25 protein-coding genes, 1 tRNA gene and 1 pseudogene are annotated in these 20,343 nt (G+C 39.2%); 14 read left to right on the forward strand and 13 right to left on the reverse strand.

All coding sequences use genetic code 11. The annotated features are described in order from the left end of the window. The first annotated feature begins 56 nt into the window (after window positions 1–56). A complete protein-coding gene (locus MHH63_RS16020) occupies window positions 57–359 on the forward strand; it encodes a hypothetical protein (RefSeq protein ID WP_036686108.1) in 303 nt (100 codons plus the stop codon). Window positions 360–511: 152 nt separating this feature from the next. Further along, window positions 512–583 (forward strand) — tRNA-Val (locus tag MHH63_RS16025). Between the two features lie 94 nt (window positions 584–677). Here MHH63_RS16025 and MHH63_RS16030 read toward each other — a convergent pair. Beyond that, entirely contained in the window at window positions 678–1,016 is a 339-nt protein-coding gene (locus tag MHH63_RS16030) for an ArpU family phage packaging/lysis transcriptional regulator (RefSeq protein ID WP_341171783.1), read from the reverse strand. Window positions 1,017–1,784: 768 nt separating this feature from the next. On the opposite strand from MHH63_RS16030, the gene MHH63_RS16035 reads away from it, so the two are divergent. From MHH63_RS16035 to MHH63_RS16065, 7 genes and pseudogenes are all read left to right on the forward strand, one after another. After that, complete coding sequence (locus MHH63_RS16035; RefSeq protein WP_248548063.1) at window positions 1,785–1,952, forward strand: hypothetical protein; 168 nt, start codon at window positions 1,785–1,787, stop codon at window positions 1,950–1,952. A gap of 440 nt (window positions 1,953–2,392) precedes the next feature. Beyond that, window positions 2,393–3,140, forward strand: a pseudogene (locus MHH63_RS16040) (dihydrodipicolinate synthase family protein); the annotation flags it as partial. Window positions 3,141–3,386: 246 nt separating this feature from the next. After that, the gene (locus MHH63_RS16045) at window positions 3,387–3,572 is read left to right on the forward strand and encodes a hypothetical protein (protein WP_038570197.1); all 186 of its coding nucleotides are present in this window, start codon (window positions 3,387–3,389) and stop codon (window positions 3,570–3,572) included. A 638-nt stretch (window positions 3,573–4,210) separates the two neighbouring features. Next, the gene (locus MHH63_RS16050) at window positions 4,211–5,296 is read left to right on the forward strand and encodes a hypothetical protein (RefSeq protein ID WP_081383511.1); all 1,086 of its coding nucleotides are present in this window, start codon (window positions 4,211–4,213) and stop codon (window positions 5,294–5,296) included. A 618-nt stretch (window positions 5,297–5,914) separates the two neighbouring features. Continuing rightward, complete coding sequence (locus tag MHH63_RS16055; protein ID WP_036686019.1) at window positions 5,915–6,166, forward strand: DUF3951 domain-containing protein; 252 nt, start codon at window positions 5,915–5,917, stop codon at window positions 6,164–6,166. A 575-nt stretch (window positions 6,167–6,741) separates the two neighbouring features. Then, window positions 6,742–7,272: a GNAT family N-acetyltransferase gene (locus MHH63_RS16060; RefSeq protein ID WP_076183325.1), complete on the forward strand. Its 531-nt coding sequence runs from the start codon at window positions 6,742–6,744 to the stop codon at window positions 7,270–7,272. A gap of 515 nt (window positions 7,273–7,787) precedes the next feature. Then, window positions 7,788–8,615, forward strand: a complete 828-nt coding sequence (locus tag MHH63_RS16065; protein ID WP_076189826.1) for a hypothetical protein — start codon at window positions 7,788–7,790, stop codon at window positions 8,613–8,615. A 162-nt stretch (window positions 8,616–8,777) separates the two neighbouring features. On the opposite strand, the gene MHH63_RS16070 is transcribed toward MHH63_RS16065, so the two are convergent. The 3 genes from MHH63_RS16070 to MHH63_RS16080 are packed head-to-tail and all read right to left on the reverse strand — an operon-like array spanning window position 8,778 to window position 9,615. Continuing rightward, window positions 8,778–9,104 (reverse strand): YolD-like family protein, encoded by a 327-nt coding sequence (locus tag MHH63_RS16070; RefSeq protein ID WP_076279830.1) that lies wholly within the window; start codon window positions 9,102–9,104, stop codon window positions 8,778–8,780. A gap of 12 nt (window positions 9,105–9,116) precedes the next feature. Beyond that, complete coding sequence (locus MHH63_RS16075) at window positions 9,117–9,395, reverse strand: hypothetical protein (RefSeq protein ID WP_139330170.1); 279 nt, start codon at window positions 9,393–9,395, stop codon at window positions 9,117–9,119. Window positions 9,396–9,417: 22 nt separating this feature from the next. Further along, window positions 9,418–9,615 (reverse strand): hypothetical protein, encoded by a 198-nt coding sequence (locus MHH63_RS16080; protein ID WP_282579736.1) that lies wholly within the window; start codon window positions 9,613–9,615, stop codon window positions 9,418–9,420. 220 nt (window positions 9,616–9,835) lie between these two features. Here MHH63_RS16080 and MHH63_RS16085 point away from each other — a divergent pair, with 220 nt between their 5' ends. After that, window positions 9,836–9,967 carry a hypothetical protein gene (locus MHH63_RS16085; RefSeq protein ID WP_256715146.1) on the forward strand — a complete coding sequence of 44 codons (132 nt, stop codon included), beginning with the start codon at window positions 9,836–9,838 and terminating at the stop codon, window positions 9,965–9,967. 66 nt (window positions 9,968–10,033) lie between these two features. Here the strand turns inward: MHH63_RS16085 and MHH63_RS16090 are convergent, their stop codons facing one another. Further along, a complete protein-coding gene (locus MHH63_RS16090) occupies window positions 10,034–10,273 on the reverse strand; it encodes a hypothetical protein (protein WP_076189823.1) in 240 nt (79 codons plus the stop codon). 134 nt (window positions 10,274–10,407) lie between these two features. On the opposite strand from MHH63_RS16090, the gene MHH63_RS16095 reads away from it, so the two are divergent. Then, window positions 10,408–11,367, forward strand: coding sequence for a hypothetical protein (locus MHH63_RS16095; protein ID WP_339281992.1), 960 nt, complete (start codon window positions 10,408–10,410; stop codon window positions 11,365–11,367). 33 nt (window positions 11,368–11,400) lie between these two features. On the opposite strand, the gene MHH63_RS16100 is transcribed toward MHH63_RS16095, so the two are convergent. The 4 genes from MHH63_RS16100 to MHH63_RS16115 form a co-directional block, all read right to left on the reverse strand. Further along, window positions 11,401–11,835 carry a hypothetical protein gene (locus tag MHH63_RS16100; protein WP_081386269.1) on the reverse strand — a complete coding sequence of 145 codons (435 nt, stop codon included), beginning with the start codon at window positions 11,833–11,835 and terminating at the stop codon, window positions 11,401–11,403. A gap of 53 nt (window positions 11,836–11,888) precedes the next feature. Then, window positions 11,889–12,164, reverse strand: coding sequence for a hypothetical protein (locus tag MHH63_RS16105; RefSeq protein WP_076130559.1), 276 nt, complete (start codon window positions 12,162–12,164; stop codon window positions 11,889–11,891). A gap of 79 nt (window positions 12,165–12,243) precedes the next feature. After that, entirely contained in the window at window positions 12,244–12,834 is a 591-nt protein-coding gene (locus MHH63_RS16110; RefSeq protein WP_076130576.1) for a DJ-1/PfpI family protein, read from the reverse strand. Window positions 12,835–12,839: 5 nt separating this feature from the next. Beyond that, window positions 12,840–13,631 (reverse strand): AraC family transcriptional regulator, encoded by a 792-nt coding sequence (locus MHH63_RS16115; protein ID WP_340395493.1) that lies wholly within the window; start codon window positions 13,629–13,631, stop codon window positions 12,840–12,842. A gap of 266 nt (window positions 13,632–13,897) precedes the next feature. Between MHH63_RS16115 and MHH63_RS16120 the strand changes: the two genes are divergently transcribed. Continuing rightward, complete coding sequence (locus tag MHH63_RS16120) at window positions 13,898–16,441, forward strand: Ig-like domain-containing protein (protein ID WP_341171784.1); 2,544 nt, start codon at window positions 13,898–13,900, stop codon at window positions 16,439–16,441. A gap of 118 nt (window positions 16,442–16,559) precedes the next feature. On the opposite strand, the gene MHH63_RS16125 is transcribed toward MHH63_RS16120, so the two are convergent. Continuing rightward, on the reverse strand, window positions 16,560–16,985 hold the full coding sequence (locus tag MHH63_RS16125; protein WP_248548053.1) for a GNAT family N-acetyltransferase: 426 nt from the start codon (window positions 16,983–16,985) through the stop codon (window positions 16,560–16,562). A 12-nt stretch (window positions 16,986–16,997) separates the two neighbouring features. Continuing rightward, the gene (locus MHH63_RS16130; protein ID WP_248548052.1) at window positions 16,998–17,639 is read right to left on the reverse strand and encodes a uridine kinase family protein; all 642 of its coding nucleotides are present in this window, start codon (window positions 17,637–17,639) and stop codon (window positions 16,998–17,000) included. 119 nt (window positions 17,640–17,758) lie between these two features. On the opposite strand from MHH63_RS16130, the gene MHH63_RS16135 reads away from it, so the two are divergent. Continuing rightward, window positions 17,759–18,007, forward strand: a complete 249-nt coding sequence (locus MHH63_RS16135; protein ID WP_076136059.1) for a hypothetical protein — start codon at window positions 17,759–17,761, stop codon at window positions 18,005–18,007. Between the two features lie 133 nt (window positions 18,008–18,140). Beyond that, on the forward strand, window positions 18,141–18,818 hold the full coding sequence (locus MHH63_RS16140) for a DUF1796 family putative cysteine peptidase (RefSeq protein ID WP_076189817.1): 678 nt from the start codon (window positions 18,141–18,143) through the stop codon (window positions 18,816–18,818). Here MHH63_RS16140 and MHH63_RS16145 read toward each other — a convergent pair. Beyond that, window positions 18,808–19,125 (reverse strand): hypothetical protein, encoded by a 318-nt coding sequence (locus tag MHH63_RS16145; RefSeq protein WP_341171785.1) that lies wholly within the window; start codon window positions 19,123–19,125, stop codon window positions 18,808–18,810. The genes MHH63_RS16140 and MHH63_RS16145 overlap by 11 nt on opposite strands. 260 nt (window positions 19,126–19,385) lie before the next feature. Beyond that, window positions 19,386–20,282: an SDR family oxidoreductase gene (locus tag MHH63_RS16150; protein ID WP_076141729.1), complete on the reverse strand. Its 897-nt coding sequence runs from the start codon at window positions 20,280–20,282 to the stop codon at window positions 19,386–19,388. Window positions 20,283–20,343 lie beyond the last annotated feature (61 nt).

Genomic DNA, 20,343 nt, shown 5'->3' on the forward strand with positions numbered 1-20,343 from the left:
TGTAGGCAAAGGACCATAGACTGTTATCAGGATTGAAACATTCGAGGAGGATATCCATGGAATCAAATACAAATTTTCATCAACAGGTCGCTTGGAATTGCATGAATAAATATGTAGGTATAGTAACGACTGATGGTCAATCCTTTGACGGCTTCATCGCTCACGTGGATCAGAACTATATCACCCTAGCGGTTCCCAGCAATGAAATGGTCGATCGTATGAACGGAATGCCTGCCGAGCAGTCGAACTATAGACAATTCGGGTTCCAGCCCGGCTTTTACCCAAGACGCCGCTTCTATCCACGCCGTATCCCTTTTTTCGGAATAAGCAGTCTATTTCTACTCCCGTTTTTTATCTGACTCGGTGCAGGGGGATGAAGGGTCATCCCCTTTCTAGCTATTTAACTACTTAATCGGAGAAAATTAAGAAGTAAATACAACTCTACATCTATATTGATTATAAAAAAGAATTGCCATCCTACTCTATCGTATGGTATTATAAATTTCGTCGCAGGACGGTAGCTCAGCGGGAGAGCACTATCTTGACAGGGTAGGGGTCATGGGTTCGAACCCCATCCGTCCTATACGTGAAAGCCTTGATATTCAAGGCTTTTTTTGTTTTCTATTCACTTATCATTCTATTGAAATCCTTCATGATACGAATTTGATAAGCTTTGCCTATATCTTCTGATCCGTGATGTAATCATATTCGGTTATCATATATCTTTCTTTAATCAAAAATGATTCCATTCGTGGAAGCCTATTTACAATCCTTTCAATTCTCTCACAGTACTCCTTACGTGCTGCTAAACTATCAACATTGTGTATGGCAATATTCGCGGTTTGATCTGAAGTTGTTCCCGTTTCGCTTCTCGGAGTAGTTGACCATGCTGCTGTCGTGGCTGCTTCGCGTTCCTCAAAATTTAGGAATTTATTCTCTCGATACTTATCAAAAGCCGCTTCAACCGCAGCCTGCGTCCGTTCTCTATCTATCTCTGGCAGGAAGCTTTGTTGCACCTGCTATCACCTCACTGTAAATAATCCCCCGACCGAAGCCGGGGCGTGTACCATCTTAAAACGGCAGATCGTCATCATTTTTCGGGATTACCGGACCATTCTTATCTCCTGAAGCAGCTACCTCCTCCAGAGTGAGTTGGTCCTTGTCTTCCAATTCAATCGTACCGTCTGGATTAACCCTTCCTCATACGTCTTCTCTTGGCTCTTCATGATCCTCTTCTTCGTCATCACCACGGAACTCCTCGATGCTCATTTGAGATTGCTTATTGAAATGTGCTGCTATATGAACTTTCATTTATAATTACTCCTCTCAAATTTGGGTTTTATGAAAAAATAACGTCTGCAGCTAGTGCGATAATTGAAGCAACACATATTGCTGCCATGTGCATGCCACGTTGCTTGTAAAGAATAGATTCTTTGTCAGCTGCTGAAATAAAAGATAGGATAGCGATAAAAGCTAAAATAATCTCAATCCACGTTGACGTCAGTTCCTCCCTAAATCCGTGCTATATTAATTAAGAGGTGAATTTTATGAACGGTAAGAAAGTTATCACTATTCTTTTATCCATCTCTTTACTAGGTGTGATTGCTTACTTCGGAATAGCTTATGGATTACTATGGTATATCTTTAATGGGTAAGAAATGAAGATTATCCATCCCCTTTATAAGTTCAGTACAGCCAAACTATCTCTTATATCCTCCTTGTGGGAGAGAGTCTTTTTTTGAAATTTGTTATACTTAAATAAAAACTTTTAATGAGGTGTTATCTTGCAATATTTTTTTTTAATACCGTTGGTATTTGTTTTGGCAATTCCCTTGGTTTTACTGTTAAAAGGTGATTATGGAACCAAAAACAAGGTTTCAGATAAAACTACTAGCATAGAGAAAAAATTAGACAGAATAATAGAATTACTTGAAAAAGATAAGGATGCATAAGCATTTTTATCTTTTTTCATGTCGCAATATGTATCTACTACGTCATAACCTTTGTGAGAGGAGGGCTATTAACCCTCTCTGTCCATGTATCTTCGTACTGAGAGTATCCGATTTTGAATCTGTTATGAGCCGATTTCAAGCGAGACAAACTGATAAAATAACTCAACTCACTGGGACACTCCCAGCGTATTACGCCTTCTTTGATATCTTGATATACAAAGGTAAGGATACGGAGTTTGTACATCTGGAGTCCCGGACCAAATCTGGCATGCTTCGAAGCCCAGTATTTACAGAGTTTATCGTATAAGCACTAATAGACCCTTCAGGCATAAGCTTGACAGGTTATTTTATGTTTGTTCTGAATCTAAATCGCTACGGGACAAACGTGGCAACTCATATTTTTTAACAACACCTAGCCTCTAAAATTGGTCCCTTTTTTTATTAAAGAATTGGTAAAGGCAGGAGTAGACTCAATTGGTGTACTGGAATCAACTGGTAACTATGCGTATCTCTTAGTAGAGGGGAGCGTTTGCGTGTCCTTGAGCTTGCTGTTAGTTCTGCTGAAGGGATTCCCGTGATGACAAGCATAAGTGCGATTCGAACTTCAGAAGTACTTCGATTAGCGGAAGATGCACAACAAGCTGGGGCAAGTGCAGTACTCTTGGCTCCTATCTCCTTCAGGCGCTAACAGATGAAGAAGTGTTTTTTCTATACGAACAGGTGACAAGTTCACTCTCCATTCCACTTTGTGTTTATGATAATCCCGGCACTTCACATTTCCATTTCAGTGATGAGCTGCACAGCAGAATTGCTGTAGAAAAACTCAGAGCTGTTATTCCACTCCATGTTACGTTTGGAATAAGCGGGAATCCATCCGCATATCCAGGCTTGAGTGCAGGTTGTGACTTATGGTACTAAGTGCTAGGTGGTTTATTTCCGAGGTTATGTCTAGATATCACAAGAATGACTCAAAGTGGCCATTTAGAAGAAGCACAACACCTTTCAACATTACTAGAACCGATCTGGAAGTTATTCAATAGCTACGGTAGCCTTCGAGTGATTTCAGCAGCTGCTGAAATAATCGGCTTAATTAAAAGTCCTAGTCTTCCCTTGCCTTTACAACCATTAAACAAATCCGTTAGGAATCACCTGAATATCATTCTAAAGGAATTAAAGTTTACTGTATAAACTTAATATAATTCATTGGGAAGTATATATGCTGCTCTATAACACTGGTAAGGATCGTTAGTTTTCATCAATATAACAAATACCCCATCAACCTTAAGTGATTGAGGGGGTATTTGTTATAGACATGCTTATGCCAAAATCACGCTTAAAATATTACAACATTGTCAATTGTCAACTATTTTGCGTTCATTAACAATGAAGTGGGTATTTTATGAATATAATCATCTTATGCAAGGGGGCTATAATATGAATCTCACACTGATTTTTCACGCAATTGAAACAGAATTACAACTACAAATACATTTAGTCAGTGGAGAGACATATGTTGGTTTTTGTCAGGAGAGCGACTCTTCAGGTTACTTCACAATAAGAACTAAGAGTGGTTTATTTTCTTTTCCTTCTTGGGCGATCAAACGGATTAAAGAAGTGTGATATCGTAGGTTATTGAATGCATGCTCTAAATTCAAATCACTTCCAAACAAAATGAGATCCAGCAAGTTTAATAGATCCGGTGCATCCCCTCTACAATCCCACCATAATCTATAAGATGACCTATTGGATCTGGTTCCAAACGAAACCAATCCAAGTATGAGTATCCATAGAGTTGCTGGATTCCCCACAATAAAGTATGTCTCTCTGTATTGAAAATCTTTATTGTTCATCAGTACAAAAACTCCTTGTTCTCCGAACTATCTATTTCTTCGCAACCAATCGTTTTTCTGCTTTAAAGTCCATCTTAATAACTTTATTGTTGTTCATGTAATTATCCCACGAATCATACTTCCAATTAGGTGAAAAGTTATGACTAATCACATCGATGTAAATACGACACTAAGTAAACACTTCCCGCTTCTGGAACATCTTTATTGTAAAGACACTTCTTGCATTGTAGCTGTGGCTCTTGAAGAAAAACGTGGACAAAATTGAGATTAACTCCTGACTGTCCTTGGTGAAGGGGAAGTATCCGATCTTTTTACAACTCCATAACAACTATCCTCCTAATTCTATAATAACTTGGTGTTAAGATGTATAAAGATTCATCATCTTAGATCCCAATGGAGGTAATCCGATTGAACAAGAAAAAGCGGTCCGCTACATTAGTTGTTATCCTGTTTTCAGCTGGTGTGCTTGCAGCCAGTGCGCTGCTCGTCCCCAGCCTGATGGATTCCGTAGTTTTCGCCAAGAACAGTTCATCAATTCAGGGCAGTAACCAGCTGGCTTTGAGTGAAAGCACGATACCCGTGCTGAAGGTGGAGGCGCCGGCGCCAGTATCCACCATACAACAAGACCTGTATCAACAGATGACAGCAGCGCAAATCCAGCAAATCTATGACTTTATAGACAAGGCAGAAGATCCCCATACTTCAGGTCGGGAAGAAACCGAATCCGAAATCAACCGCAGACAAGTGTTGGACGATAAGTATGTGTATGACGGCCTCCGCCCCAAGCAGCAGCTGCCGTTAAAGGCTGGACAAGCAGATTTGTATCTAGATTTAGAAACCAATACGTACACCTACCCGGAGAGGAGTATGACTGATGAGGAACTGTTACAGCTGATTGACTGGTACTACCGGCTGAATTACTTCGTGTCCAAACGAAATCCGACTGTACCTCAGCTTCAGCCTCAGAAAATCAGCCAGGTTGAAGCTGAGGCACTGGCCTCTGACAGTGTGCGCAAGCTGTTCGATGCCGACGTGTCCAAGCTAAAAACATCGGGAATGCTGATTGAGCTGGGACTAACCAAACGTCCAACCTGGACAGTTCATTTTGCTCCTTACAAGACGCTTACCCTGCTCGGATCAGGCGAGGTATTCTGGGAATATGATGTGTTGATTAATGCAACAACCGGTGCCGTAGAGGATACGACAGCCATTAATTTGGCACTGAAGAGAACTCCCATCGACGACGACGCAGCCGGCACCATCCAGAAGGATGCCAGTTGGATTCATAAAGCCGTGCAGGTCATCACGGACAAGCAGGGAGAAACAAGAACCATTATCAAAGCTTATCTAACCGATACCGAATTTAACAACAAACGCGGGATGGTGGATGTTAAACTGTTGCTGGAAGATGGAAGTAGCTATACCGCGGAGTTCCGCTATCCCGATCAGACCCTTCGCTGCCTAATCTATGAAGCTTCTGACAAAGCCAATTAAGCGGAAACGTTACAGAAATACAGCAGTCGGGGCACCGCCGCCACACTGACTTTTTCAAGACCAGTTATTAATGTAATTGTGAGTATTACGCGATCACCAGATGGTTCTGATTCAGGTTGATCTGCCTTCTGAGGGGTAGCTGATGCTTTTGTTTGAAACTTAACTTTCCATTATTATTCAATGTAGTAACTACATAAAAATTGGTCTTATCGTTAGAAACAGATATATCTAAAAACCTATCTTATTACCAAGAAGCACAGTAGATGAAATACACAACATTAAAGGTTCTGTCTCTAAGAGCAGTATCTGTCGATATGGTGCAGAGGTTACATTTAAAGATGAGATCGGATATCCATATGAGTATGGTGTCTGTAAAACAACCTTTCTGTGATGCTTTAAAGTAATTAATATTTATAACTGTCAAACCACTTCATGTGTAGGTATGACTATTGTGCTACACTTCATTCGTATGTTCGAAGGTTCCACCATTTGTAAAATCTAGTGGCCCAAGCATTTCCTACTGTGCATCAAATCTCAGTCGAATGAATAGTACTCAGCAGCCTGAATCTTGTAAATATTAACATTTGATTATAAAATCAAACAAAGGCGGTGTTAACAATGAGATTAGTACTGTTCATGTTGGCTGGAGTAGGCGCGATTTTCTATCTCTCATTAGGAATCATCATTGTAAAGGTAATCCTTACAAGAAAATTACCAAATAATAATTACACTCCATTTGACTACATCACGGCCCAATCTCCTGTTGAGTTTCACGATGAGAAAAAAGAGATAGAAGAAAATGCAGACCATGGTGATGATAAGGACAAAAACATCATTTCATTATCAAAACGACGACCTTCTCTTCCCTGATGCGCAATAGGCTGCTACTTCTTCATAGCCTTTTTTGGGAGAGGATTTCTGTAACCTCCTCTATCCCTTAATGTCATGTATCTTCGTACTACGTTTCACTCAATCATTTTTTGTTAAACTAAATTTAGATTTTGTTAATTTGTATAGAGAGGAATTAATGATTTGAAAATATCTATCCAAACATTCTTAATCACCATGTCTTTGGTATTTGGAATTATCATCGTACAAAAAAGCCTTCAATTAATTTTTTCATCTTCGGTACTTATTAAATCACTAAATGTTGTAATGATTATTATTCTTTCTGGCTGTATTGGCGCTTTTATAAGAACATTACTTCTGCCAAAAGAGAAATAGGCTGCATTACCGCTAGATAGCCTCTATACTTCGCAATATGCGTCTACTTCGTCATGACCTTTGGAGGGACACTCCTACTCCTTTAATGTTCTGTATCTTCGTACTGTGACATAAAAAAACTCTTACGTTATAATAATGTTGAATTAAATATTGAAGGGACTGAACTATGCGCAGATATCGATATCTTAACCCCAAAACAAATAGATAATGGAGGTAATATATTGATTACAGAAATACAAACCAAAAGACTAATATTAAGAAAAATGAAATTATCTGACTCTGCTAGTTTGTTTAACATTTGGTCTGATCCTGAGGTTACAAAGTTTATGAATATCAATAGTTTCACTGAGGAAAGCCAAGCAGTAGAAATGATTAAAATTCTTAATAACCTGTCTTTGGAAAGCAAAGCTATTCGTTATTCCATAATTGAGTTAGAATCAAATCGCATAATTGGTTCCTGCGGTTATAATTCTATAGATTCTTCAAACGCTAAAGCAGAGATCGGATACGATATTAGTAAAGATTATTGGGGCAAGGGATATGCTCCTGAGGCCATTCAATCTCTGATGGATTATGCGTTCAACACTTTAAATTTCAACAGGATAGAAGCAAAAGTCGAACCCGAAAACAATAATTCCATCAGAGTTTTGCAAAAGTTAAATTATACATTCGAAGGAACAATGAGAAAGTGCGAAAAGTCCAAAGGAAAGTTTATTGATTTAAGCATTTTCTCAAAATTAGTAACAGAGTAACTTTTAATGGGTGGGCCTACATTTTTATGGTGTAGGCTTTTTATTTACTTCACGTTGCTCAACTCAACTAAATGAATAGTTTGCGGCTACTTCGTCATAGCCTTTGGGAGAAGAGGGATACTCCTACTCGTCTAATGAACTGTATCTTCGTACTGTGTATTAAGTAGAGCAACTGTTGTCACATCCTCCAAACGATGTACACATTCTTCCAGTTTGTACTCACAAAACATAATACGGTAAATGATTTAATCAATAGCAACCTTTTAGTTTATGTCGTAGCTGCTGCTATTCTTGAGGCATTACATAATCTATATGACTTTTTATGTGGCCATCTAGAGCGGTAATCTACTACTACCAAAGCTTTCCCAGGCACACATCATGGCGCAATAATGGATAGATTTACTCTATTGGTCCCTATTTATCATCTATTTTTTATATGGAGCACTTAATTGACCATCTATTGATTACATTGTATAATACAGGTATATTATGTAAAATAAAGGCAGGTGAGGCCGTTGGATGGAAATATCGATTTAGATTTAGATATAAATCTTCTAGATCTTGATCCAGCCGTAAAAGTTCTTAAAATGATATATTCTTTTGAAAGCTGGCCCAATCTTCTAAAACTAGCAGACACCTTTTTCAACCGAATAACTCAAATTTATAATAATTACACACACAATAATGAACTGGAACTAAAACATCAACGACCTTTAATTTATTATTATGGATACAGCTTGCTTATGTTGGGACTAGCCCACAAAGAAATCGAAAATTATGATAAAGCTCGAACTTACATTAAAGCTTACAGTGATTTGAGTTGGTTCAAGGGATTAGATGCTGAAGGATTAAATGAGGTAGCCTATTATAAGTACATATCAGAGCCAAATCTCTTAGAAGTAGAAGTGCTTTCCGGAAATATTCAATTCATAGATCGTTATGTTTCTTTCCTTTTATCCAACACTAAAGAAGTTCTACCGGGACTGATAACTTTGTTAAAGACAGCTACTAATTTCAACTTAAACATTGAATCTCATTTAGAACTTTTCTCTAATAGTATTTCAAAATTTGAGGATACCGCTGCTGATGAAATTATAATAAATTCCTACCAAGAAACTTTTTTTATTAATATGATCAGATATAAAACAAAAATTCAAGATTATAATACAGCTATCAAATATAGCATGAAATTATTAGATTCTGCAGAGGTCACAAACTCTGATAAAATCTTTAAACAAGCAGTAGTATACTTCGAATCATTACGTTCATGTGCTGATGCTACTCAGATTAAAGATTTTGAAGAGAAAATAATAAATTTCAAAGAAAGGGTTGAGTCTCTATGAAAAAATTTGCCGTCTCTTTATTGTTGGTCCTCACTATCGTCAGCATTGCGCCAGCACTGCCAAGTACCTCACCAGTGGTCTTATTCCACGGAGCAGAACATTAATATCAGAAGTACAGCGCGGGTTAGGAGATTGCTCCTAACCTGTTTTTTATGAAGTGCATTATGTAGTTATTGCAATAACATCCTCCATCTTGAACCAATCCCACTCCTCCTCCGACCAGCGGAGTTTAATTCCCTGTTGTTTATCCAGCTTCATCACAATACCTCGTTTTAATATATTCTCCATGGGATCAAACAGAGTGAGTGTAATCGGGCTGTGCTCTTCCATCGAACGATATAACAATATTTCAAAGCGCTCTATCTCCTGTAGATCTAGAGTGGGTTTTTCACGACGTTCCTGCTCATTATTGTCATCTATAATCCGGTTTTTATGTTCGGGCAATATCATTCTGCTACACTCCCATACGTTCTCTAATTTTTTCATCATGAAGCTGCCCTCCTAATAATCCGTCCAGTAGTTCGTTTTACTACCATCTATCCCCCATTGGAGTTCTTGTGGCTCTGACTTTCTCTTTTTAAACCTAGGGTCAATCCTTTCCCAGCCTTCAATAATTCGGGCGCTCTCGGGTGGAGTGTGTGGGGTCCATTCTATATATTTTTCGTTAACTAATTCCCTAAGCCCACTAATGATCTTATCTGGTGTCCGTCCACTCTTGATCTCTAACTCCTGTAGAGTTGGCATATGAGCATGATGCACGGCAGAGTGGCGCATGATCATTAGTAGCTTTCGGGCGGTGTCACTAAGCATAGCGCTTTTTTTGCACAGGCTGCCAAGCAAGAATATTAGCCTCCAGAAATACGCGCGGTGCTCCGGTTGATAAGCAAGTTGCGCGAATATATCCCCCACGAATCCCTTTCACATCAATTTTCCGTTGAGATATCTTACCTGATTTATCTTGATACACTATTTCAATGGTTTGACCGATGCTTATTTGCATAATTACTCACCTTCCAAGGATAAGAACATTTGTTTGTATTATAACCAAACGTACGTTCGTTAATCAATGTAAAAATATCCCGTCAGGCATGAATTATTACATACAAAGTCATCGCTCAGGTTTATAATTTGTTCTATAAGCATTTATTGCATTTCCGCAAACAAACTAAGGAGTATGAGTGTTTTTTATATGTTATAGGGGGAAACGAATATTAGGACCGATGACTGAGGCTGAAGCTATGCGTGAATGGTTTACTCTCTCCGGTACAGTGAAGGAGATTTATATCATTGAGGTAGATGAGAACGATAAGGTAAGACGTCAGATCGGACCCACAAAGAAGAAAAAGAAATAAGTATAAAGTAGAAAACGTAAAAACACCCCGCCGACCCATTAAGGTTGACGAGGCTGTTTTTAATTTTTAAAAAGGAAACTGAGTAAGCGAGACTATTAACAATACAATCCCAACAATCGAGGATAGCACAGCCATTTTATCTTTCGTTTTCAAATACAATGCCGCTCCATTAAATATTAAAGCTCCGCACATCCCCAGCATAGTCCAAGACACTATCACTTGATCCTGGCCGCGGAAAAATGTGATTCCCAGAATGATTGTTGCTGCACTGAATAAAATACCGCACACTCTTAGTACTTTCAGCAAAATGCTCACCTCCGACAAATAAAACACGCTAATCTAATATATTGGTTCCGCCATAAATTATAATTCATAGATTACTATTCCTATATCTGGTAGAATTAATTAGCAATTATTAGCAGATTTAGGGGGATATAAAATTGAACAAAAAAGCTTTTTTATGTATCGTGGCAACTATTGTAATCCTTTCAGGATGTGGCAGCTCCACAACAAATTCAGAGAAAAAGAATACAACGTCTACAGGAATTACACCGTCCGAAGCAACAGCCAGCCCTTCAGAGCCCACTCCTGAGCCAAAAAAGAAACTTACAGCTTCCGAGAAACTGGCTCTCAACTATGTGGAGATTTTCCTCAATGGTTCAGATATCGAAGCGAAAAAGAAATTCGTATCCGAAAATATACTTCCAGATGTACAACCCATTTTCCAAATGGCTGAATCTACTGAGACACCCGAGAATAATAAACTTAAGAATCCTACAGTAATTGAAACAGCTGATTATACGGACAAAGATGGCGGAAAAGATAAACTCGTGCTTATCCAAGGTGAGAAGTCTTCCTCCAATAGCGAACTTATCATTTTTATTAAAAATGACAAAGTTGGTTGGGGGTATTCGTCTAATGACAAAGATAAGGATGCATTTAACGAAGTGAGGAAACTCTTCAAGGAACCTGTAATTAATACTTCAGATTCAGGTAATGCAGGTACAACTGAACAGTCTCCTGAAGCGATGCTTAAAGAAATCAGTAATTTTGTCGTTTCAGATATTTGGAATGATGGATTTGTTGATATCAGCTGGTATGCAGGTTCTGGAACTGGCTCTACGGGTCAAACAATAGATATAGATTTTACAATCGAGCAATTAGGAAAAGCGATGAACCAAAAAATGGAGTACGATAATTATATCAACAACCTTGATGCAAAATATGATTCAATTAAAAGCATCTGGGCTAAGCTCTCAAGTGAGATGGATCGTATGTACAAACAAATCCAAGATACGCCTCCTATTGCAAATGATGCAACCACCAAAATAGATACAGGAATATTCACCCAGTACTTGGAAGCCTTTACTGATGAGGTTAACAAATTACCTAATACTTAGATTAAAAAATAACGTCCCTGCCGGCCGCCACGGTTAGCAGGGATTTTGTTCGGCTTTAATGGCTTGCGACTCAAAATAGTAATCCACCAGCGCATAGATGAAACCAGCAATACCGAAAAAAATAATAGCTGTACTACTATTCAAATGGTATTCCCGTATAAAGCGTTCATCGTACACCTCGTAAAAGAAACCATATCCCGCAATACCACTCAATAAGAATATCATTATGCGGTTTACTAAAGGATTAACTATCTTTCGAATAACCCATGATAAAGGAAGCAGTATAACCGGGTAAAGAAGAACTGAAAAGAGGAACACCAGAAAAATAAAAGCAAACCCAATGTTTTGAAAACCGTAATATTCTGTTGTACTTATTTTAGTTCCTTCCCAAAGCTCCAATCCAAAGGCTGCCAGGGTGAATAAAATCGTCGAAATAAACCATAACATTATAGGCTTAACTGCACGCAAAACAATCCCACCATCTTTATGCTTTTTATACTTACAGCCGATTTTTCAAATCATCATTTCGCACTTGGTTTTATTGAGGTTAAGAATGGCTTTTGCCCTATTCTACTATTATATGAAATAAAGTACTCCTCATTTACATCTATTAACTTATATATTCCTTTTGGGATTGTGACTGTATTTTGATCACCGCTCATATTTTGTATTACTATTTCTCTTTTATTTACTGACACTACATTAACAACAGCTGAAGTCCCTGCCATCAAAAAGTACCATATAATAAACAAAAAAATGATCATGGGAAGTAGTGAGAATACTTTACGATAGTTCATATCTATTACCTTACACCTCTATTCATCGCCTTAATTATTTCACTTTGGATATTATATCATTAATTCCCATATATTATAGTTATGATTTCCCTTTGGAAGGGTTAATTGTCTTGTAATATGGGTAATCCATCTTCTTTTGCACTTCTCGAACTACATTTTCATTAGTAAGCGATTCTATGAAATATAAACCCAGATCAATCGAAGCTGCTACTCCTCCCCCAGTAAAAACATTTCCATCCCTTACGAACCGTTCCTTAACTACTTCGGAACAATAAGGTGCTAATAGTTCATATGCAGAAGGATTGGTAGTCGCCTTCTTCTGATTTAAGAAACCGGCAGCTCCCAAAATCAAAGCTCCTGTACACACTGACACCTTGTATTCAACCTCTCGGGCAGTCTGAATCCATGTTATAAAATTAGTATCGAATCTAAGTTGTCGAGTCGAAAACCCTCCAGGGATAAATATCAAATCATAGGCTGACAGATCAGGGGAAACCTGGTTTATTTTCAACGTCAATCCTCGATCATCCGTGACTTCTTCCTTGTTGGAACAAAAATCCCACGATACATTTTCTATCGCCTTTAGAACTCCCATCCGGGTAACCGCATCGTAAAAACCAACAAAATCTAACGTTGTCATCCCATCAAATAGAATATAAGCCATCCTCATCATTTTCATTCTACACACTCCTTCGATACTTTTCGGCGAAATTCATTGGGGGTGATCCCGTATTCATTTTTAAAAACACGATAGAAAGAACGCAAACTATTGAATCCGGAATCAAACGCGATATCCGTGACCGGATGGGTAGTGGATAACAGCAGCATATGAGCAAAGGCTACCCGTTGGCCATTGATGTAATCACGAAATGAAATATGAAACTGCTCAGAAAAGATTCGGGAAATGATAAATTTACTAATGCCAAGCTCTCTTGAAAGCGTATTCAGATTTATGTGATCTAAAAAATGCATGTCGATGTAAGCTAGGATTTTGGGGACGAGATCCATTTCTTTTTTATAGTCTACTTTTTTCATTAACAGTAACGGCAGCGCGTGCCCTAATACTACAGAGGTATAAGCCTTGAGCAGACGAACATCACATTGTTCTTTATATAGTTTATACAAGGTTTCCAGCAGATCTTGAAGCACCTTTTGTTTCGAAACTATAGGGTTATCCGGAACATGATTAAGCAAATCCCCCGCAAAATCCCCCGGAAAAGTGGCGTCAAAAAAGAACAGCAGGATCTGGCTTTTCTCTAGGGTTTTGTAGCTGTGAGGTTGATTGGAGAAAATAATCGCTATGTCTCCTTCAGACAAATCATACTCTTTTCCATTGATGTTGATATTGATTTTGCCGGACAAAACCATTGTCATCTCTACATTTTTGTGTAGATGAAGAGGATAAGTGTTATTGGTAGAAATAAAGGAGTGAAACGCCTGGTCACGATGCTGATATTTAATATTCATGTTTTTCTCCCTATCGTCATGGAATGCCAAGCACTATAGCTGCTGTAATACTAAGAACATAATATGAATTTGTTCGTTTACGCAAGAACCAAAGAGCAATAGTTGGCACAAAAAAAGATTTTTTTGGCAGGTAAATACGCCCTAAAAGTTTTAAAGTATTACCAGTAAGCTGCTTGTCGCAGACCAGTAACATTTCACTGAGAGGAGGAAGTATAACAGGAACAGCATTCAGCGATAAGACTGTATCCATGTTATACGTCAAAAAGATGAAATGGAAGAGTAAAAAATCAGGTAAGGTTATAGGTGTCTTATTGAGTTTTTCGGTAGCGTTTTCATTTTTAGGAGGTCACACACTTGCAGCTTCAGGGCAGGCAGACGGAGACAAAAGTTTTACGGGTGCCTCTATTCTTGCTTTTCCTGGCGCGGAAGGTGGCGGCGCCTATACAAGCGGTGGTCGAGGGGGCGATGTATTCATCGTAACTACCCTTGAAGATTACGCTGTAAAAGACAAACCGATTGCAGGGTCCCTTCGCTACGGGATTTTATCTACGCCTAAAGAGGGTCGTACCATTGTTTTTCATGTTTCCGGAACGATTGAACTGAAGAGCACGTTAAGTCTCAATAATATTAAAAACCTGACCATCGCTGGGCAAACCGCTCCAGGCAACGGAATTACCATTGCAGGTTGGGATACCAATATCAGCAATTCAGAGAATATCATTATTCGGTACACCGCTTTCCGTCCGGGTGCCACTAATGTGTATAATGGCAGTGATTCAATGGATGCGCTTTGGGGGAGAGACAACAACTACTTCCTCATTGACCATTGTTCCTTCAGTTGGAACACAGATGAAACTCTATCTTTATATAGAGGCGAAAATGGCACGATCCAGTGGTCCATTATTTCCGAAAGTCTGACTCTATCCGGGCATTCCAAAGGAAGACATGGCTACGGCGGTATTTCAGGCGGAGACAAAACAACATTCCATCACAATCTGTATGCGAACCATACCTCGCGAAATCCAAGACTAGGCGGCGGTTACGCAGGTGCTGCAGATGCTGATCATGTGGCGGTTGTTCAGTTCTCGAACAATGTAATTTACAATTGGGGCTTTAACGGCACTTATGGCGGAGGTTTTACTTTTACTAACTTTATGAACAATATCGAAATTGCCGGCCCAGGTACAAGAGATAATGTAACTAACCGAGTGATTGATGCCGGTGAAGCTACCAAGCTGGGCGGTTTCTATATTACTGGAAACAGAATTAACGGTAAGCTCACAGGCTTACTGAATGATTCTTCAGATTATGTGAAATTTTCTGGCGTACAGAGTGGTGAACAAAAGACGACCCTTGCAGCCACACCATATCTTTCCGCGGACAGTACTGGAGTTAACCATGGTATTACCAATAAAGCATTTGATAATTATGTTAAGTCCGGCGTAAAGCAAGCGAATGAATCACTATTAAAAAGCATTCTGCAACAAGCGGGCGCTACCTATCCACGTCGCGATGCTATCGATGCAAGAATTGTGGCAGAAGTCGAGCAGAACTCGGGAAGATATATCAACACTGAACATGAAGTCGGGGGTTACATTTCAGACTTTGGCGTCATTGAGGCACAATATGATAAGCAATTTGACACTAATAAAAATGGAATAGACGACAAGTGGGAAAAGAAAAATAAAATCTGGGGCAGCAAGGATGCATACAAAACGGTTACTAAAAATGGTTACACCTGGCTTGAGCTTTATATTAACGGCCTAGTTGATATGAAACACGTCGCCGAAAACCCTGATGCTAAGCTTTTAGCGCCAGAAAACAATGCACAATTTGTTACCGGGAAAGAGGTCGTAGTTAAAATCAATGCTTCCCCTAGATCCGGAAACAAAATAAAAAAAGTTGCTGTATATAATGGTTCTAAATATCTTGGGGAAGCAGTCAAAAAAGGCAACACATACACATACACCCTCAAGAATTTAACGGATGCTTCATACTATATTTCTGCAAGAGTGACCGATACCCAAGGAAATGAGACGCAGACCACAGCCACTAACATCCACATCAATGCTGCTACCTCTTCCCTGGCTGGAAAGGGTTGGACTACAGCAGATATCGGTGATCCGAACATTAAGGGTTCCGGAAGTATGACAAATGATGTGCTTACCGTTAAAGGCAACGGAAAGCTTGGAAAAAGTGAAGGTGGCACAGAACGATCCGAAGCAAACAATGCAGCCAAAGATGACTTCCACTTCGTGTATAAAGAAATGAACGGAGATATGGAATTTACCGCGAAGCTCGAAGAAATCGGGGCCGTTGACAACCATGCCTTCACCGGGCTAATGATCCGCGATGACTTGAATAAAGACAGTGCCGCGGCGGCCCTTGGTATCTCCTATGTGAAGTTGTCCAAAGAGACCAGCTGGTCATCTTATCTGACGGGCAGAAATATTAAGGGCGGAGGATTTGATGAATTAACTGAAACTTTAGACAGCGTATCTGCTGCTGAAAAAGCTGGCATTCAACTTGTTTCAGATATTCCATTTAAAATTAATGGTGTGGAGCAAGGGTATTGGCTCAAGCTTGGCCGTAAGGGAGATGTTTTCTATGCTTACGGATCAACGGACGGAAAAGACTGGAAGCTAATTGGCGAGCGAACTATTGTTATGGAGGGTTCGGTATATGTCGGATTCGCCGTTGACAGCAATGATGTCGCCAATAAGATTGAGCAACTGAACTATGCTAAGTTCTCTAACCTTACTGTGGAGAATACATTCACTCCAATAGGTGACTCAGCGATAAATAAATAGCGTCTGTTCATCTCCACAGTTCCAAAAAGACGGAAGCCAGTAAAGCGGCTTCCGTCCTTTTATTGCTATCCAATTGGACCAGCACAATAAATTGCCTGATTCACTGTTCACTATGGCTTTAAAGTTTTTTCTTTAACATTACTTCATCATCCTTAACATACCCGCTCAATTCATACGCTTTAATGGCTACACGATTATCTTCTCCTGTTAAAATCTTAACTGTTTTGACTCCACGAGAATAAAGCTGACTTTCCAGAAAAGAAATTAGAGCAGTAGCGACACCATTTCTACGAGCTGACTCTTTTACATACATTTCAGTAATTTCACCATATGCTTCATTATAACAAAATGATTTCAGACTTTGAGCACAGCCAAAACCAACCACTTCATCCCTTAAAGTAGCCACGGCCACCAATTCATTATTGCTGTTCAAACACTTGATGATCTCCGGCACAGGACGTTTTACTCCACCATTGAACTCAAGATTTAACCTAGACAAAACATCCGCGTCACATATCGTTGCTAGCCTAACATTTGGAAGCATTCTCTTCCCCCTCTACAATGTTCCCTTTTCAAGAACATACTCTTCATTGGAATTTTTTAAAACGATATCAAATTTATGATGATAAGAATGCATAAACAACTCATATTGCATCCTACGCTGTTCATGGGATTTTCTTAAATAATTAATATCTGTTCCTCTTTCAGAAACATCACGTATACTCCTTCTCATCAACTCAGTTTCTCCATCCGTGTATAAGTAGATTTTCAGATCATACAAATTCGGATCAGTAAAGGCAACGCTCATGCCTTCTACAATATTTACCTTGTTTTGTGAAGATATGAACATACTTTTTGTATAGTCTGTGCCAATTGTGTAAAAATCCAACCCATCCCTCAACATATGAATGTCTCTCTCTAAAGCAAATATATGATGAGCAGCAGGATGACAAGCTGTCACTTTATCGTGATAATGTACATTCTTATATTCATAGTCGATAGAAGTGTATTTTCTAAGACTAGATTCAACAATATAGGGGTCTGTATTAATATAATTCACATCATCCTGCTGCAAAAGCTTTAAAAGATTATGAGCAAACGTTGTTTTTCCAGATGCACCATGACCCGAAATCCCAATGATGAATCTATTAGCCTCACCGCTAATCAAATTAGCTATCTTATGTAACACCTTGTCCATATTATTAGCCCCTCTCCCTTACTCGATCCTATGTATTCCTTACTCCGCTATGGTTTAGCACATTAAAATCAATGGTGCATTTTATATAAAGAAATTTATTAGAAAGGGGTAGATCTTCCATGGCTACTCGTCAGCCAGATTTAGTATTGATCAGTTGGAGCAGAAATCCTTTGGTTGCTGGATCAGCACGTAGGATTATTGCCGCCCGTGTTATTGGAAATGCCGTGCCGTGCAGACCTAGCTTGAGACCCAACGGATTGCTTAACACCGCTTTGGCTTGCTTATTAGACAACGATGTTGGTTTTAAAGTGGTCTTTCGTAAAAAAACTTCAAGCATTAGCGGATATATTTTGTTACAACGTAACTAATAGGTTTAGGGGGCAGTGAAAATTGCTGCTCTCTTTTTCCTGTGTATCTCATTGCACTTAAAGTCCAATCAATCCTAGAAAATGGTGTGTATAATTTATTAGAAACTGAATCTGATTGAAAATGGGTGAGTCCATGAAATTACAAGCTGTGAAAAAAAGCTATGATTTAATAGTAAGCTTAGGGATGTCTTGTGCTCCTGCTATAAATCTGCAAAGAAATAGCTTGAGGAAATTCTCCATGCCGCTCGACTGGATGGTTTCTTATTCATTGGCTGATGTAAATAGACTTTATAAGAATAGATTTCAAAATTTCATGGAATTAATAAATCTGCAAATTCTTGATGAAACACATTTTTTTCTGGAGGATGGATTACCAGTCTATCCTAATGGGAATAAAAATGCACTAGTGAAATCCTATTTTATTCAGGATACTTTATATAACATTATCTCAGTTCATGATTTTCCAATCCACCAAGGTAAACACTGGTCTATAACCTATCCTTCGTATAAAGCGAAGCTGGAATTACGAATTAATAGATTTTGGGACAAGTTAATCCACAGTAAAAAAACTTTATTCATTAGATGGTTTGCCTCATATGAACAGGCTGTAGAGCTACAGTCAATTTTGTCTGATTTATTAAAACCGAACGAATTTATTATTCTTATTCTTATTCCCGTTCGTGAATCAATCTCGGTACAAGAATTAAATTGGAACATAAGTGATATTTGTGTGTTAGAAGTTCCTGAGGATATGAACGATTATGATAGCTGGGATTATATTTTGAAAGACATACACGTAACTAATAACTAATTTCGCTTTGATCGATCATATGATTAATTATTTCCTCTGCTGCAAAAACATATGGATACAAATACAGCCTACTGATGCTGACCAATAAAGCAATAGGGTTACTAATTCCAAAATCGTATTGACTCACATGCGCTGCTGGATTTGCGGGTTCAGGCTCTACAAGATCATACTTCTCCATCAGCCTTTCCTTGGTTCCACTATCTACTACTGTTCCGTTTCCTTTATCCGCAAGGACAGATCCCGATTGAAAACACGCCATGAATAAGACACAGCAAATGGTGAGGATCGCTAGTTTCTTTTTTCGCATCATACATCTCCTAATTCTTTCTGGGTCTCCCCTATAACTTAGAGCCGTTCAAATTATTTCTTGGGTAATCGCAGGAAAACTATGTATTCGACAATCTTGATCAGTATAGATCATATTCCATGAAAATAATGGGAGAAAAAGTCTCGAATTCTATAATACTCCTTTCTATATATAAAAACAAAAGCACCCCACAGCTAAAATTAGCAGGGTACTTTTGGATACTTCGCCGTATTTACAATATCAACATTCCGCTGAGCGGTTTATGGAGTTGGAGTTCCGCCGTTCGCATTCAGTGTTTCGCCACTGATATAGCTAGATTCCTGGCTAGCCAGGAATACATATGCCGGAGCCATCTCCGCAGGCTGTCCCGGACGACCTAGTGGTGTGCTCGACCCGAACTCCTTCAGCACTTCCTCCGGTTGCCCACCCACAACTTGAAGAGGTGTCCATACGGGACCAGGTGCTACTACATTGACGCGAATCCCCTTATCAGCTACTTGCTGAGCGAGAGACTTACTGAATGTATTAATAGCAGCCTTGGTGGTCGCGTAGTCCAAAAGGATCGGTGAGGGATTATAAGCTTGAATAGAAGAAGTGTTAATAATGGTGCTGCCCGGTTGCATATGCTTCACCGCAGCTTTGCACAGCCAGAACATAGCATACACGTTCGTCTTAAATGTGTCGTCAAAATGCTTCGTAGTGAGATCAGCGATGTCTGGAACGAATTGCTGTTTGCCCGCGATATTGGCTAAAATATCAATTCCACCTAGCTCTTTAACCGCAGTATCGACGAGTTGTTCGCAGTATGTCTCATCCTTCAGATCGCCTGGAATGGCGATTGCAGTACGACCCGCTTCCTGCACTAGCTTGACCACCTGCTTTGCATCTTCCTCTTCCTCGGGCATATAAGATAGAACAATATCTGCCCCCTCACGAGCAAAAGCAATAGCAACAGCACGGCCTATACCGCTGTCGGCTCCCGTAACTAACGCTTTACGTCCGGTCAGACGCCCAGTTCCTTTATAGGTATCTTCTCCTGTATCAGGTACTGGATTCATTTTCTTCTGCAGACCCGGCTCCTCTTGTTGCTGCTGAAATTCCGGTCCAGCCTTAGTGTACTGAGTGGTAGGATCTTGCATCGTATATTGGTTAGACATCGATCAATTCCTCCTTTATTTTTAGAAATACATTTTTATATTTTCCGAACTCTTTGTTATG

Source organism: Paenibacillus sp. FSL H3-0310, assembly GCF_038002785.1.
GTDB lineage: Bacteria > Bacillota > Bacilli > Paenibacillales > Paenibacillaceae > Paenibacillus_AQ > Paenibacillus_AQ odorifer.